The organism is Streptomyces sp. NPDC055966 (genome assembly GCF_042269865.1).
Classification (GTDB): domain Bacteria; phylum Actinomycetota; class Actinomycetes; order Streptomycetales; family Streptomycetaceae; genus Streptomyces.
Genome location: NZ_JBHJYK010000007.1, coordinates 225815 through 240898, shown reverse-complemented (window position 1 = coordinate 240898; position 15084 = coordinate 225815). Strand labels below are relative to the sequence as shown.

Genomic DNA, 15084 nt, shown 5'->3' with positions numbered 1-15084 from the left:
GCCGGCGGACCATGGCGCGGAGTTTCAACGTTCCAGCTGGCGCGCGCGGACCAGTGATGCGCGCCTTCCTCCGAACCGTCCCGTGTCGATCAGGTCCACAGACTGCCCGATGCGCCGGAAGCTCGCGGGCCGTGATCACCCGGTTCGGAGGCGAGTGGCGGTCCCTGATGCAGGAGAACACCACCGTTGCGCCGGACCACACCTCCACGGCCCTCACGCGGCGGTCAGGTGCTGCTCGCCGGTTCCATTACGGGCAGTGTGCGGGACCGCCGGGCGAGCAGGGAGGCTGCCACCGCCGCGGTGATGAAGGCGACAAGACTGTAGATCGCGGGTGTCACCGCGGCGGCCGGCATGTTCAGCAATGCGGGGCTGAGGGCGATGGTGACGGCGAGCGCACCGTTGTGGATGCCGATCTCCATCGACGAGGCGACTGCCTGGGGCCGCTCGACGCGGGCCAGGCGGGGAACCCAGTAGCCGATGACCAGGTTCAGGACGCTGAACGCCGCCGTGAGCGGAAGGACGGAGCCGAGGGACCGGCCCAGCTGCTCGGCGTTCTGCAGGATCGCACCGACGACGACCACCCCCAACACGATGAGCGAGACGATCCGTACCGTCTGGCCGAGAGTCCGCGCAAGGCCCGGGCGCAGGCGCCGCAGCGCCATTCCCAGAGCCACCGGCAGCACGACGGTGACGATCAGCGTGACGACGCCCTGCGGTTGCAGTCCGATGTTGTGGGCGTGGCCGACGTAGTGGCGGGTCACGCCCCACATGACGAGCGGCAGTGTGACGACGGAGATCAGTGAGTTGACCGCGGTGAGGGTGATGTTCAGCGCGATGTCACCGCGGGCGAGGTGGCTGTAGACGGCTGCGAGCGTTCCGCCGGGTGATGCGGCCAGGAGCAGCATCCCGACCGCGGTGTCGGGGTCGGCTGCGGTCAGGGCAAGCAGCGCCAGACAGAGCGCGGGCATCAACACCAGCTGGCAGGCCAGTGCCGTGCCCACTGCGCGCGGCGCACCGATCACGCGGGCGAAGTCGGCGAAGGTGAGAGAAAGACCCAGGCCGAGCATGATGACCGCCAGGGCGATCGGCAACAGCACGGTGGTCAGGACAGAGCTGTGCAACGTCACTCCTCAGGATCAGTGCCGGTGGTATTCGCCGACCGACCGGCCGAAGAAGGCACGCAATGCCTCCTTGTGGTCGTCCTTCATGAACAACTCGGCCAGCTCGTCGACCTGTCGCCGGTGCGCCTCGTCCCGGCTCATCTCCAGGGCGTCGTTCACGCACCGCTTGGTGGCCTCGACCGACAGGGGGGCGCGGGTCGCGATCCGCTCCGCCTTCGCCAGCGCTACGTGCATGAGCGCCTCGGGTGCGCATACCTCGGTGACCAGTCCCCAGGCCGCGGCCCGCTCGGCTCCGTAGCGCTCGCCGGTGAAGAGGATCTCCTTGGCCGGTCCGAGTCCCACTATCCTGGCGAGGCGCCAGAAGTTGGCCATCAGGCCCACGTTGACACCGGCCGCGACGAAGGACGCCTCGCTCGATGCGACACGAATGTCGCAGGCCAAAGCCAGCTCGAACCCGCCGCCGACGGCCGGGCCGTTGACCGCGGCGATCACCGGAGCGCGGAACCTCTCCAGGCCGTCGACGATCCGCTCGAAGTCCGCCACGAGAGCGGGCAGTTCGGTCCGGGTCATCCGCTGGTCCTGGGCCAGGTCCGCGCCTGCGGTGAACACACCTCCGGCCCCGGTGAGGACGACCGCACGAATCTCCGGCTCTTCCTCCAGCCGGTCGATGGCCGTCTTCAGGTGCGCCCGACTCTCCCATGAGAGCGTGTTGACGGGCGGGTTGCTGAGTGTGATCACCACGATGTGCGGGGTGTGGTGCCTCAGCTGGACTGCGCTCACTTCTCCTCCTTGGCCACGCCCGCGGCGAGCAGGGTCTCGATCTCGGATGGGCCGAAGCCGGCTTCGGTCAGCACGTCGGTGGTGTGCTCGCCCAGCAGCGGGGCCGGACGATCGATGACGGCCGGACTGCGGGAGAACTTGACGGGCACGCCGATGTGCTTCACCAACCCCGCCGTGGGGTGTTCGACCTCGACGAGCATCCGCCTGGCCCGGACCTGCGGGTCGGAATAGACCTGAGCGATGTCGTACACAGGTCCGGCGGGGATGCCGTGCGGCAGGAGGACGTCCATCCACTGCTCGGTGGTGTGCTGCAGGAACCTCTTCTGCAGTTCCTCGGTCAGCGACGGGCGGTTGGTCATGCGGGACATCGGATCGGCAAACCGCGGATCCGTCCCCAGCCCCGGCCATGCCAAGGCCTCCACGAGACGTTCCCACATCCGCTGATTGGGTGTGCCGACGGTCAGCCAGCCGTCCGCAGTCCGGAACGCCTCGTAGGGGGCCGCGAGTCGCATCTGCGAGCCGAGCGGGCCGGCTACCTGCCCGGTGGCGAACAGGACGGCGCTCTCCCAGACCATCAGGGAGATACCGGCCTCCAGCAGAGATGTGTCCACGTACTGTCCCTCGCCGGTACGCAGACGGTGGACATAGGCGGCGAGCACACCGTTGGCGGCCAGGAGCCCCGCGGTGAGGTCACAGATCGGCACGCCCGCCTTGACCAGCGCGCCACCGGGCTCCCCGGTGACGCTCATGATCCCGGACATGCCCTGGGCGACGAGGTCGTACCCGCCCCGGCCGGCCAGCGGGCCGTCCTGGCCGAATCCCGAGATCGAGCAGTAGACCAGCTGCGGGTTCCGTGTGGCGAGTCGGGGATAGTCGCAGCCGAGCCGCTCCATGGCGCCCGGCCTGAAGTTCTCGACGAGGACGTCGACTCCCGCACTGAGCCTGCGCAGCGCGGCGGCTCCCCGCTCGTCCCGCAAGTCCAGGGCGATCCCGCGCTTGTTCCGATTCACCGCCATGTATGCCGGCGACTGGCCGCCGGGGAAGTCGGCTCCCCAGCCACGTAGCTCGTCGCCGGCCGGACGTTCGACTTTGATCACATCGGCGCCCAGGTCGGCGAGGAGCGCCGCGCAATAGGCACCAGCCATCACTTGGCTGACGTCCAGAACCCGCACGCCGTCGAGGGGACCCGCCATCGCATCTCCTGAGGACTCGCCGTGAATTTGTGCCGCATTACGGCACGCCTGTGCTACTGTGCGACACAAAAGTAGGTGGGCAGTCAGGAGGCGTCAACGGATGCGTAGCGTTTTCACGACTTTCTCCGTGCTCGAAGCCCTCGCCGAGGCTCAGCCGGTCGGTGTGGGCGCACTGGCACGGGAGCTGGATCTGCCCAAGAGCACCGTGCAGCGGAGTCTGACCACGCTGGCCGAGGTGGGATGGATCCGCCCGCTGGACAGCAGCGGCCACACACGGTGGATACTGACGGCCAGGCCCCTGAAGTTGGCCGGGCACGTACTGCGCCACGAGCGCCTGCTCCGTGAGGCCGCAGCGCCCGCGATGGCGGACCTCGCCCGGCAGACCCGCGAAACGATCCACCTGACGATCGTGGACGGTGACAGCGTGATCCTGCTGGACAAGATCGACAGCACGCACACCGTCCGCAACGTCTCCTGGGTCGGCGGTCGCGCTCCCCTCCACGCGTCGGCCTCCGGGCTGGCGATCCTCGCCCACCTGCCGGCGGACGCGATCACCCGCCACTCGCTGACCAAGTACACCGGGCAGACCGTGACGGATGCCGAGGCGCTGGGTGCCACTCTCGCCACGGTCCGCAAGCGCGGTTACGCCATCAACACCGGGATGTGGCGCGACGATGTGAGCGCTGTCGCTGCGGCGATCCTGGATCCGACCGGGGTGCCGGCCGCATCCCTCAGCATCTCTGTGCCGACCTACCGGCTCTCCGACGAACTCCGCGATCAGTACGGCATCCTGGTCCGCGACGCCGCCGCGCGCGTAACGTCCCTGTGGGATGGGCAGGACCCCGAAAACAGTCCCATGGCGGAACGTGACGGCTGAGAGGGTGGGTCCACAGACGAGGCACGTCTCTCGGAGGCGCCGATACCGGCCCCTCCAACGCCGGCTACCTCCGGGCCGGGGACGTGCTCCTCCTCGACAACGGCACGTCGTACGCCCTCCTCGGCCTGCAGCTGCCACCGGACTGCACCTTCGTCGGATCGATCAACTGGGGGCTCGATCGGCTACTCGGTCGGTGCCCTGCTCGGCACGCTGACCGCAGCACCGGACCGTCGGCACCTGCTGTTCCTGGGTGACGGCTCGTTCCAGCTGACCGCGCAGGAGCTGTCGACCATCCTGCGGCACGACCGCAAGCCGGTGATCTTCCTGATCAACAACGGCGGATACACCATCGAACGCGGTTACCTCGGCAGAACCGAGCAGTACAACGACATCGCGACCTGGGCCTACGCGGATCTACCGAGGGTGCTCCGCCCGGACACCACGGCGCGGTCGTTCGTCGTCAAGACTCCCGCGGACCTGGCGGAGGCCCTCAGCGCGCCCAACGACACGCTGATCTTCATCGAGGCGGTCATGGATCCCTACGACGCTCCTGTCGCGGTCATGACCAGCAGCGACACTGGCGCGGACATCGACTACGGGCCTCGCGGCCCGCAGCACCGCGACAACGTACAGCTCAGGCCGGCCTGACTTTCCAGCGACGCGAAACTGCGGAGGCCAGTAGTTCAGCGGGGGTGACGGGAAGGGCATAAAAGGCCCCGACGATGTCGACCTGATTCTTGCCTTCGCAGGCGTCGAGGAGTTCGGTGACGACCTTGGCAAGCTCTGCGCGCGGGCCGTAGATGAATCTGGGACTGTGCGGGGGTCCGAACGGACCGTTGCTCGTCTCGTTCCTCAGCCACATGCCGTTCGCCAGGCTCCACACCTCGTAATAGGCCCGGGCCCAGGCTGGAGTAGCCGGTGACGGGTGGGCTTGGCGGGTGCGGGTAGCCCGGCATCTCAATGGCGCGGTCCGGGGGGAACTCCGGGCGGGCGCGGAGTGATGCGTGTCGTGACAAACCTATGCCCGCTGTTGGGGGCGGGCTGTGGTTGCGGGCGGGAGAGTCTGCTCGGCCCAGACCGTCTTGCCGTCGAGCGTGTAGCGGACACCCCAGTTCTGTGCGAGCTGGGCGATGATGAACAGGCCGCGCCCGCCTTCGTCGATGGTCTTCGCGTGGCGCAGCCGTGGTGCGAGGGCATTGCTGTCGTGGACCTCGCAGGTGAGTGTGCGGTCCTTGATGAGCTGCAACCGGACAGGCGGGGTGCCGTAGCGGACGGCGTTGGTGACCAGTTCGCTTACGATCATTTCGGTGGTGTAGGCGGTCTCCTCATCGACTCCCCAAAAGATGAGCTGGTGGCGGGCGTGGGTGCGGGCCGTGGCGACGGCTTTGGGGTCGTGGTCGAGATGCCACGTGGCGACCTGGTCGGCGGGGAACGGGTGGGTGCGGGCGAGGAGGAGGATGACGTCGCCGTGGGGGAAGTCGTTCCGCAGCCGGTAGAGCACGTCGTCGCACAGATCCTGAAGTGGCCGCTCAGGGTGGGCCAGCACCCGTTGGAGGGTGCCCGGAGACGGTGAGGTGTTCAGCAGGGACACGGTGTAGAAGGCGAGGACGCTGCCGTCGGCCACAGAGACGGTGGTGGCGGCGAAGGGGGGTCCCTCGGCAGTGCCCAGAGGAGGCCCGGCAGGCAGGTCGGGGATCTCGGTGGTCCCGTCGGGATGGGCGATGACAGGTGGAGGATGGCCGGCCAGGGCGATGGTGCAGGTCTGGGCGAGCGGGTCGTAGACCGCGTACGCGCAGCTTCCCGTGAGCGGCATGGGGTCGCCGGGTGGCAGGGCTGCGCGTTCCTGGGCCAGGCTGAGGGCGGTGTCGTTGAGGCGGGCGAGTAGTTCGTCGGGCTCCAGGTCGAGTGCGGCCAGGGAGTGGGTGGCGGTCCGTATCTGTCCCATGGTGGTGGCCGCGTGGATGCCTTGGCCGGCGACTTCGCCGACCACCAGTGCGGTGCGGGCGCCGGGCAGGGCGAAAGTGTCGAACCCGCCGCCTCCGCCCACCACGGCGGGCACGTGCAGGTGCGCGGTTTCAATGGTGGTCCGGGGCGCAGGGTGTGGAGGCAGCAGGTGGCGCTGGATCGTCAAGGCGATGGCGTGTTCGCGGGTGTAGCGGCGGGCGTTGTCGATGCACAGCGCGGTGTGAGCGGCCACTGCGAGGGCCAGGGTGACATCGTCCTCGTCGTAGACGTCGGCCTGGTCGGTGCGGTACAGGCTCAGCAGCCCGAGCACGGTTCCCCGCAGCGTCAAGGGTGCTGTGATGAGAAAGCGGGCACCGGATGCACGGATCGCCTCGGCGCGGGGCGGGTCGGCTGCCAGCCACGGCGCGTCGGGGTTCAGGGCGACGAGGCGGGGCTTGAGGTCGGTCAGCGTCTGTGCGTAAGGCGTCGGAAAGGGCAGAGCGCGCACGTCGCCCACCGGATGGGCCCCGATCTGCTCCTCGCCGCCGCGGTGGCCGTAGGCGGCACGGCGCAGGGGTACCGGTCCCAGAGGGCTCAGCGGAGGTTCCTCGCCACGCACCACTGCGTCCACGACTTCCACCACGGCGATGTCAGCGAGGTCCGGCACCACTGCCTGCACCAGTTCCTCACAAGTGGCCACCACGTCGAGGGTCTGTCCCACGTGCTCGCGCACGGAGCCGAGGACACGCAGGCGGGCGTCCACCCTTTCGCGTTCGGTGACATCGAGCATCTCCGTCAGCAGCCCCAAGATCCTCCCCTGCGAGTCCTCCAGGCGAGAGGCCGAGACGGAGAACAGGTACTCCGGCCCTGGCGCGCCGCTCTTCGGACGCACCCCCACCAGTCGCCCCTGTGCGGGCGCGCCGCTCTCCAGCACGCCGTGCAGCATCGCCTCGACCTCACCGGGTGCGGAAAGGTCATACACCTCGGTGACGTGTCGGCCCGTGATCTGTTCAGGGGGCACGGCGTGCAGAACCGGCCTGGTGAGGTTGATCCGTAGGATTCGCAGCTCCGTGTCCAGGATCAGCAGACCTGTAGGGGACTGGTGGAACAGCGCTTCCAGTACCGCGGCACCCTCGACGGGCGAGATGGCTTCGTCTTGCGCCATGGCAACCCACCTCCACCATCCAGCCTGCTCCTGGCGCCTGTGTGGCGCTCCCGCACATTGCGAGAGTTGTCGGACGTGCTGCCGCCGTTGCGGCCTCGGTCCGCTGTTGTCGAGCGCTCTGGCTCACCAGAGTGAAGGGAGGCGGGGCGTTGCCGGTCGGGTGCGACATCATCCAGCCGCAGAAGGCCCACGATCAGATGACGGCGGCTGGTCTCGACACGGACTGCCGAGTTGGGGTCGCACACCGGACGCACAGCCGGCGCGGGACGGCCCGCCTCCCACCCTCCGTGGTACTTATGGCGAGGCAGTGCCCTGCGCGCCTACGGGGTGGCGACGCTGCACCAGGCTCGTGCACAGCCGACAGCAGACGTTCTGGCGAGGGGTACGGGTCGGGTGCGGTTCGTGGTGGCGCTCGGTGCGAAGCCGGTACGCGACCTGGCACACCGGCTTTGTGCCCTGGCCCGAGCGTGATGTCGTCATGGTGTCGTGACGGCTGGCGGCGTCATCCGCCGCGGGCGGCCCTGCACGACCGCGGCGGGCCGTCCCCGGAAATCCTGTCAGCGGACGCGGCGGAGTGTGTCGGGCGTGAGGTCGGCGAGGGTGGGGTAGCCGTCGACGGCCATGACGAGATCGGCTTCGGCAAGCAGGGAGCGCAGCACATGGACGATGCCGTCCGCGCCGTCCAGGGCCAGGCCGTATGCGTAGGGCCGGCCGACGCCTACGGCTGTGGCACCCAGGGCGATGGCCTTGACGACGTCGGCTCCCGTGCGGATGCCCGAGTCGAACAGAACGGGCATGTCGTCGGCGGCCTCGACCACCTCCGGCAGGGCGTCGAGGGCCGGCAGGCCGCCGTTGGCTTGGCGTCCGCCGTGGTTGGAGCAGTAGATGCCGTCCACACCCGCGTCCCTGGCGCGGCGGGCGTCATCGGGGTGGCAGATGCCCTTGAGGATCAGCGGCAGGTCGGTGATCGAGCGCAGCCAGGGCAGGTCGTCCCAGGTGAGGGGGTTGCCGAAGATCCGCACCCACTCGGCGACCGCGGCCTGCGGGTCGTCCTCCGGGCTGTGGGCGAGCCGGGAGCGGAAGACCGGGTCGCTGGTGTAATTGGCCAGGCAATTTCCGCGCAGCTGAGGGAAATTGCTGACGGCCAGGTCGCGGGGACGCCAGCCGGTGATCCAGGTGTCCAGAGTGACCACGATGCCCTTGAACCCGGCCTTCTCGGCACGGTGGACCAGGCTTTCCGCCAGATCCCGGTCGGTGGGGGTGTAGAGCTGGAAGAAGCCGGGGGTGCCGCCGAACTCCGCGGTCACCTGTTCCATCGGGTCGACGGTCAGGGTGGAAGCGATCATCGGCACGCCGGTGCGGGCAGCGGCGCGGGCGGTGGCGAGATCGCCGTGGCCATCCTGGGCGCACAGCCCGATCACGCCGATCGGGGCCATGAAGAGCGGCGAGGGCAGGCGCATGCCGAACAGGTCGACCGACAGGTCCCGTTCCTTCGCACCGACCAGCATGCGCGGGATCAGACCCCATTGCTCGAAGGCGGTGACATTGGCCCGCTGGGTGTGCTCGTCCCCTGCGCCGCCGGCGACGTAGGACCGCACCGACGGGGTCATCGCGGCTTGGGCCGGCGGTTCAAGGTCGGCGTAGGTCATCGGCAGGCGTGGTACCACCCCGTGCAGACCGGCGAAGTAGATCTCGTTCTGATAGTCGGCGAACGCCATGATCCGGTCCTCCCGCTCCTGCCCGCCAGATGCGAGCTCATCGACCCACAGTGCGAGACTGGTCAGCAGGAAGAAGGAGAACGCAGGATTCTCGCCATGAGGCCGGTGCTGATGCAGGAAGATGGCAAGCTGCTGAGCGAGGACGACCTCGCGCTGATCCACGCGCTGCAACTCCGGCCGAGGGCCTCGTGGTCCGAGCTCGGCCGGGTCCTCGGGGTGGATCCGGTCACCGTCGCCCGTCGCTTCAACCGTCTCGCTGAGCACGGCATGGCCTGGGTCGGCTTGTCACCCGGCCCGCGCATGTTCGACCAGATGTGCCTCTCATTCGCCCAGATCGACTGTGCCCCCGGCGCGACCGCCTCCGTCGCCCAGGCCCTCAGCGGTCATCCGCACATGCTCACCATCGAACGCTCCGCCGGTGGGCACGACATCCTCGCCACCGTCGCCATCAGTGACCTTCCCGCGCTGTCCCGCTACACCCTCGACCTGCTCCCGCACGTTCCCGGCATCACCGCCGTCGACGTCCGGATCGTCACCCACATGTTCACCGAGGGCGGCCGATGGCGCATCGCGGCGCTCGCTCCCGACCAACGCGCGCAGCTCACCGCACCGGCCGCGCCCCAGCCGGCCCGGCACGGCGGCGGAGACATCACCGCCTTCGACCGCGCTCTTCTCGCCCGCCTGGCACACGATGGCCGCGCCTCCTACCAGGCCCTGTCCACCGACCTGGGCGTCAGCCTGTCCACCGCCAAGCGCCGCGTCGAGCAACTGACCCGGCTCGACGTCCTGCGTTTCCGTTGTGACTTCGCCCGCCCCCTCGGGGGCTGGCCCGTCGCCATCACCTTCTGGGCCAAGGTGCCGCCCGCCGACCTGCCCGCCGTCGGACACGCCCTGATCCGCCTGCCCGAAACACGCAACTGCGCCGCCGTCACCGGCCCCCACAACCTCATCGTGCAGGCCAGCCTGCACTCCGTGGACGACGCCCTGCGCCTGGAGACCCAGCTCGCCACCACCCACCCGGGCCTCGACATCGTCGACCGTGTGATCACCCTGCGCCACGACAAGCTCCTCGGGCGCCTGCTCGACCCCTACGGCCGCTCCACGGGCGTCGTCACGCCCGACATCTGGGCCGAACCACAGAACTGACGCCACGTCGTCGCAGAGGTCCGCCACACCGGACTCCACGCTCCCGTTCCGCGCCCTCTCCGACCGGACGCGGCGCCTGCCGTGCCCCCGAGGAGCAGCTGCCGGGGAACGCGGCGGCGGACCGCTCCGCGCCCTCGACTACGAATTCCTGTAGGCCGTGCCGGCGAATCGGGCCCCTTCGCACGTCATCATCGAAATCCGGTCCTGATCCGCATCGAGTCGCTGCGCGGCAATGCGCGGCGACGGACCGCATCGCATCGGAAGGCATGCGCACCGCACGCGGCACTTCCGCACAGGCATCGGCGCGCACGGACGTCGCTCAGGCCGCGCCGTAAACCGAGCCGCAGACCGTCATTCAGGTCTCGTCCCGCAGCTCCACCTGGAACCCGAAAGGCATCCGACACCCATGAGGATCAATGTTCCCGGCGTGCCGAAGGCCACCGCCCGACATCTGCTGCGCCGACCGAACCTCTGGTACTTCCCGACGCTCGTCATGATCGCGGTCAGCGTGGTGGTGTCGCTGTCCTACATCGGAGGCATCATCAACCCCACGGGCAACCTCCACCACCTTCCGATCGCGATCGTCGACGAGGACCAGGCGGTGCACGTCGACGGCCGGAAGGTGCACCTCGGTCCGCAGATCGTCCGGGGCATCACGACCGCGTCGGATTCCCGTCAACGCGTGGAATGGCAGACGCTGAGTCTGCGCGAGGCAGAGGCCGAGATGGACAAAGACGCAGTCTACGGCGCCTTGATCATTCCAGCTGATTTCAGCAGCGGCGTCCTGTCCTTGACCGGCCCCGTCGCGCCCCATGGGAGGGCTTCGCGGCAGCCTAGTGTCCACCTGCTCACCAACCCCCGTTCCGGCAGTGTGGCCACCTCCTCGGTTCAAGCCGTCGGAGAGCGAACGACCCACACCGTATCGAGTCGTATCGCCGCGACGCTGGCTGCGCACGTGGAGCCCGCGCACCACACGAGCCGCCGGGCGATCCCGACCGCCGAGAAGATATTGCTGGCCGACCCCGTCACGTTGCACACGAGCGAGCATCGCCCTCTCGGCAACCATTCCGGATTTGGCCTCAGCGCTTTTTACGTCAGCCTCGTCCTCACTCTTGGCGCCTATCTGGGTGCGGGTGTCGTCAGCAGCTCGGTCGATTTCGCTCTCGGATATCAGTCAGCCGAGCGCGGACGTCGCTGGTCCAGCAAACTGCCCGTCCCGATCACCCGCACTCAAACACTGGTGACCAAGACCGCCATGTCGGCCGTCCTGTCACCGGTCACCGCGACAGCAACTTTGCTCACGTGTAAATTCGCCCATCACATGGATACACCCCACTTCGGTCAGCTATGGATCTACTCCGTATGCGCCTCGATAGCCGTCGGGGTGACCGCTCAAACCATCATTTCGCTGGTCGGAGGACTCGGGTCGCTGGTGGGCATGCTCTTCTTCGTCGCCTTGGCGGTGCCCTCGTCCGGGGGGAGCTTCCCCCTCCAGACCGTTCCCAGCCCCTACCGGTGGCTCGCCCAGTTCGAACCCATGCGGCAGATCGACGACGGCGTTCGCGCAATCCTCTACTTCGACGCCCGAGGCGATGCCGGCCTGACGCGTGGCTGGATCATGATCGCCGTGGGGTGTTTCGTCGGCCTGGCCCTGGGCCTGATCTTCGCGTGGATCCGTGATCACGGCGGTCACCAGCGGCTCACGAGCCATCAGATCGCCGCCGCACATGCACACTTCCGCTCCACGGTCTCCCTCGCGGCCCCAGTCGGCGGTACGCAGCACGAATCCGGTGGAAAGCCCACTCCCAGAGCCGCGGCGCCCGACCGGCGCAACGCCACCGAGTCGACCGCTCCCTCGCAGGCAGCACCCCGCGTCTTCGGTCGGGTACGGAACTCCTACGGAGACGTTGTGCCCCTGGCCGCCGTCACCCTTCTCTCGCTGAACGGGAGCCAACTGGGCCGGATCGGCACGCAATCCGATGGCTCTTACGAAATTGATGCGCCGGCATCCGGAGCCTGCCTCCTTCTTGCTACGGCGGACGACCACCAGCCCCACGCCGCCATCGTTCAGATCGGCGACAGGGCGCGATGCCACGACGTCGTACTGAGCGGACTGAGCGGGACGGTTCCGGTGTGACGAGTGGGCGTCCGGCGCCTCCGCCGTTTCGCCCGGACAGAGTGGGCGGGGCTCGCCCGACGTCACTTGCCTTCTTCGGAGCCGGGGGGCCAGGACGTGGGGCTCAGAATTCCGAGGACATACGCCTTGGCGACCAGTGCAGTCCTGTTCGGCACTTTCAGCAGGCGGCACATCCGGGAGAGATGGTAGTTGACGCCGTCCGCCGTGAGGCCGACCGACCGGGCGATCAACGCGGAGGTGGCTCCGGACGCGACCAACGCCAGGATGCGTTCTTCTTTCGGTGACAACTCCTGCACCAGATTTGGTTCTGCCCCGTGCGCCATCGGGTCGACGTGCAGGAACACCATGAGCAGCGTCGGAGTGATGACTTCGTCGCTGACCGGTTCCACGGTGAGTTGCCCGGTTCTGGTCATGCCCTCGGCGTCCCACTCGACTCGAATCGGGTAGCGGAAACGACGCCCGAATCGAAGCCCCTCCGAGATCTTGAGCAGTGACTCCTCGTCCGGGGAGACCAGCAGATCGAGCAGGTTGAGATCACGCATATGTCCCGGCGTCAGGCCCCACAGGGCAGAGAATGCGGGATTGGTGATCACCAGCAATCCATCGGACTGGCTGATCGCAGTGGGCGCCGGCGACCGGTCGAGCAGCCGCAGGAACCGGTTCCGCCAGACCGCCATCTCCTGTCGGAGGTCGGTCCGTTCCTCCGGTTCATTGATCATGGACCAGTCGCCTCCTATCACGCGATACGCGATCAATAGCCTTTGTCTTGATGTGCCGAGATCACTCGCTCCGGCGCCTCCAGCGACGGCCAATGGCCCACGTCCGGCAGCTCGAGCAGCCGTGCCCCGGGCAGGCATTGGCGGATCCGCTCGGCGATGTGCGCGCCCGAGACCGGGTCCTGAAGACCCCACACGAACTGAAGCGGAAGGTCTGTCCCCTCGATCGCGTCGACCCAGCGATCGCGGTACGTCTCCCGATCGCGGACATAGCGCAGCAGCAGGTGGGAGTTCAGATGTCCGTCGTCACGGCTGTACGTCCGCCACATCTCCAGGCTGTCGGTCAGCGCGTCGTAGGCGGGTGCGAACGTGACGGCGAGGTCGGTGATGAATCGGTCCAGGTCGACCTGCGCGCTCAGCACGGGGCCGAGCTGGGGGTCCAGGAGCCGGCTTTGCGCGTCGGTACGCCGGTGCAGTTCGGGGTAGATGCCGCCGTTCATCAGAGTCATGTCGACCAGGGCCACAGACAGCGAGCCCTCCGAACGTCGTGCGAGCAACTCCTGCCCGACCGAGCTGCCGTAGTCGTGAGCGACGACCCGGGTGGCACTCAAGCCGTCGTGCGCCCACAGTGCCTCCACCAGATCGGCCTGCTCCATCAGGGAGTAGTCGTGCTCGCGCGGCTTGGCGGACGCGCCGAAGCCGAGGAAGTCCGGCATCACCAGCGTGTGGTTGCGGGCCAGCTCGGGTGCGATCTTGGCCCACTGGTGGGACGACGCCGGGTATCCGTGCAGGAGTGTGAGCGGGGACCCGCTGCCCATCCGGCGTACGAAGATCAGATGCTCGACGCCGCGCAGGCGGAGAGAGACGTACTCGCCTCCTGACCACCAGGCTTCGACGCCATCGATTGACCCAGCAGCTGACATTGCGCGCCTCGCTCTCGGCTCACGTGACATGTCTACTCTCCGTGTGTCACGACAGATGTTCACGACAGACGTTCGAGACAGATGCTCGATCGGATCGTCGACTCAGTACGCCACGAACGCTGACAACTTCGGCCGCACCTGCATCTTCGGGTGGCTCGATGCCGTCCAGGTCAGTGAGGAGTCGCTCCACGTCGGCGACGAGCGAACCGTAGACCTGCCATGCGTTCAGATCGGTCAGTGCGCCGTGTTCGAGGAGATCGGTCACCGTCGCATGCCAGGTCAGCATGCGATCGATCACTGTGCGCAACAGCCTCCGGGCATCGTCCTGACGTGCGTCGGCCGCCACACCGAGAGCGGCATATGTGAGGAAGACCTGCCCTGCCAACTCGAGGGCCTCCCCGTACCGCACTGCGAATCCCTGCTTCAGGCCATGGTCGGTGCCGTCCTGGTCGAGGCTGTCGGCCAGAGTCCTGGCGATACCTCGCACCTGGAACGACGCCCCGTGGAGAGCTTCGAAGGTGTATTCGCAGACTGCGGACATGTGCTGTCGGTGCGCGGCTGCGCGGGCGTTCCAGCGCAGGCTCTCAGCAGCCTTCTGCACCTCGTCGCGAGCGTCCGAGACCTGCCGCTCCAGCTCTCGTGCCCTCTCCAGCCAGAGGTGCGCGTGAGTCGCAGACCGTCCTTCCCTAACGTCACGGCCCATGTCCCGCAGCAACGTGCCCGTGCAGCGGGCCAGGCCGCGCACGGCGGCGTCGGACTGGCTGAGATACGTCGGTGGGAAGACCAGGGCATTGACCGCAACTCCCACCGTGGCGCCTGCAAGGGTGGAGACCGCGGGGACGACCACATGCCCGACCGGAGCCGCTGCGGCGGCCGTCAGGCTGATCACCGCAGTCGAAGCGACTTGAAGCCGGTCCTCACCGTTACGACGTCCACCGGTGAACAGCACCACGATCAGGACGGCCACGATGGCTCCGGCGGTGGCCCCCAGCAACCAGGCGGCGGCGACAGCCAGGGAGACACCTGACACCTGGATCGCCACCCGGCGCGCGGCATGGACCACCGAGCTGTACACCGTGGACGCATTGGCCATGACCAACGCCGTGCCGACGCCGAGGAACTGTTGCTGCCCCGGTAGCCACAAGGCGATGAGCTGCCACGCGAGCACCGCTGCGACCAGGCTCTTCACGCCATGGCGCAGGACGTACTCACTCTCTCTCGCACGGACCGTACTGATCATTCGCAGCGCGGTCGTCCAGGCCCGCGGCATTACCGCCGTGCTTCCATGCCGCGTGCCGGGGAGAAAATGATCCATAGTGCTGTTTCCGCCGATGGGGTGTCTCGATGGTCGGTCCGGGTGTCAT

General features: G+C 68.0%; 12 protein-coding genes. 4 read left to right on the top strand and 8 right to left on the bottom strand.

Annotated elements, in window-relative coordinates:
• Window positions 1-224 precede the first annotated feature (224 nt).
• From ACFC8N_RS17400 to ACFC8N_RS17390, 3 genes are read right to left on the bottom strand one after another with little or no spacing between them, the layout of a single operon-like run.
• Window positions 225-1121, bottom strand: a complete 897-nt coding sequence (locus ACFC8N_RS17400; RefSeq protein WP_376288667.1) for a bile acid:sodium symporter family protein — start codon at window positions 1119-1121, stop codon at window positions 225-227.
• A 15-nt stretch (window positions 1122-1136) separates the two neighbouring features.
• Complete coding sequence (locus tag ACFC8N_RS17395) at window positions 1137-1901, bottom strand: enoyl-CoA hydratase/isomerase family protein (RefSeq protein WP_376288666.1); 765 nt, start codon at window positions 1899-1901, stop codon at window positions 1137-1139.
• Window positions 1898-3094, bottom strand: a complete 1197-nt coding sequence (locus ACFC8N_RS17390) for a CaiB/BaiF CoA transferase family protein (RefSeq protein WP_376288665.1) — start codon at window positions 3092-3094, stop codon at window positions 1898-1900. Before ACFC8N_RS17390 ends, ACFC8N_RS17395 begins: the two co-directional genes overlap by 4 nt.
• Before the next feature lie 100 nt (window positions 3095-3194).
• On the opposite strand from ACFC8N_RS17390, the gene ACFC8N_RS17385 reads away from it, so the two are divergent.
• Both ACFC8N_RS17385 and ACFC8N_RS17380 read left to right on the top strand, forming a co-directional pair.
• Complete coding sequence (locus ACFC8N_RS17385) at window positions 3195-3971, top strand: IclR family transcriptional regulator (protein ID WP_376288664.1); 777 nt, start codon at window positions 3195-3197, stop codon at window positions 3969-3971.
• A 42-nt stretch (window positions 3972-4013) separates the two neighbouring features.
• The gene (locus tag ACFC8N_RS17380; RefSeq protein WP_376288782.1) at window positions 4014-4619 is read left to right on the top strand and encodes a thiamine pyrophosphate-dependent enzyme; all 606 of its coding nucleotides are present in this window, start codon (window positions 4014-4016) and stop codon (window positions 4617-4619) included.
• A gap of 370 nt (window positions 4620-4989) precedes the next feature.
• On the opposite strand, the gene ACFC8N_RS17375 is transcribed toward ACFC8N_RS17380, so the two are convergent.
• Entirely contained in the window at window positions 4990-7080 is a 2091-nt protein-coding gene (locus ACFC8N_RS17375) for a SpoIIE family protein phosphatase (RefSeq protein WP_376288663.1), read from the bottom strand.
• A 557-nt stretch (window positions 7081-7637) separates the two neighbouring features.
• Complete coding sequence (locus tag ACFC8N_RS17370; RefSeq protein WP_376288662.1) at window positions 7638-8798, bottom strand: lactate 2-monooxygenase; 1161 nt, start codon at window positions 8796-8798, stop codon at window positions 7638-7640.
• A gap of 96 nt (window positions 8799-8894) precedes the next feature.
• Between ACFC8N_RS17370 and ACFC8N_RS17365 the strand changes: the two genes are divergently transcribed.
• Together ACFC8N_RS17365 and ACFC8N_RS17360 are read left to right on the top strand one after the other, a co-directional pair.
• Entirely contained in the window at window positions 8895-9944 is a 1050-nt protein-coding gene (locus tag ACFC8N_RS17365; RefSeq protein ID WP_376288661.1) for an Lrp/AsnC family transcriptional regulator, read from the top strand.
• 406 nt (window positions 9945-10350) lie between these two features.
• A complete protein-coding gene (locus tag ACFC8N_RS17360; RefSeq protein WP_376288660.1) occupies window positions 10351-12081 on the top strand; it encodes a DUF3533 domain-containing protein in 1731 nt (576 codons plus the stop codon).
• A gap of 62 nt (window positions 12082-12143) precedes the next feature.
• Here the strand turns inward: ACFC8N_RS17360 and ACFC8N_RS17355 are convergent, their stop codons facing one another.
• The 3 genes from ACFC8N_RS17355 to ACFC8N_RS17345 form a co-directional block, all read right to left on the bottom strand.
• Window positions 12144-12800 carry a LuxR C-terminal-related transcriptional regulator gene (locus ACFC8N_RS17355; protein WP_362820401.1) on the bottom strand — a complete coding sequence of 219 codons (657 nt, stop codon included), beginning with the start codon at window positions 12798-12800 and terminating at the stop codon, window positions 12144-12146.
• Window positions 12801-12832: 32 nt separating this feature from the next.
• Window positions 12833-13615, bottom strand: coding sequence for an alpha/beta fold hydrolase (locus ACFC8N_RS17350; RefSeq protein ID WP_376288659.1), 783 nt, complete (start codon window positions 13613-13615; stop codon window positions 12833-12835).
• Window positions 13616-13766: 151 nt separating this feature from the next.
• Entirely contained in the window at window positions 13767-15035 is a 1269-nt protein-coding gene (locus ACFC8N_RS17345) for an aromatic acid exporter family protein (RefSeq protein WP_376288658.1), read from the bottom strand.
• Window positions 15036-15084 lie beyond the last annotated feature (49 nt).

Bases quoted from the DNA above. Each gene is read 5' to 3' on its own strand.
- ACFC8N_RS17390 (WP_376288665.1), bottom strand. From the start codon at position 3,094: ATGGCGGGTCCCCTCGACGGCGTGCGGGTTCTGGACGTCAGCCAAGTG.
- ACFC8N_RS17385 (WP_376288664.1), top strand. From the start codon at position 3,195: ATGCGTAGCGTTTTCACGACTTTCTCCGTGCTCGAAGCCCTCGCCGAG.
- ACFC8N_RS17375 (WP_376288663.1), bottom strand. From the start codon at position 7,080: ATGGCGCAAGACGAAGCCATCTCGCCCGTCGAGGGTGCCGCGGTACTG.
- ACFC8N_RS17370 (WP_376288662.1), bottom strand. From the start codon at position 8,798: ATGGCGTTCGCCGACTATCAGAACGAGATCTACTTCGCCGGTCTGCAC.
- ACFC8N_RS17365 (WP_376288661.1), top strand. From the start codon at position 8,895: ATGAGGCCGGTGCTGATGCAGGAAGATGGCAAGCTGCTGAGCGAGGAC.
- ACFC8N_RS17360 (WP_376288660.1), top strand. From the start codon at position 10,351: ATGAGGATCAATGTTCCCGGCGTGCCGAAGGCCACCGCCCGACATCTG.
- ACFC8N_RS17355 (WP_362820401.1), bottom strand. From the start codon at position 12,800: ATGATCAATGAACCGGAGGAACGGACCGACCTCCGACAGGAGATGGCG.
- ACFC8N_RS17350 (WP_376288659.1), bottom strand. From the start codon at position 13,615: ATGGGCAGCGGGTCCCCGCTCACACTCCTGCACGGATACCCGGCGTCG.
- ACFC8N_RS17345 (WP_376288658.1), bottom strand. From the start codon at position 15,035: ATGGATCATTTTCTCCCCGGCACGCGGCATGGAAGCACGGCGGTAATG.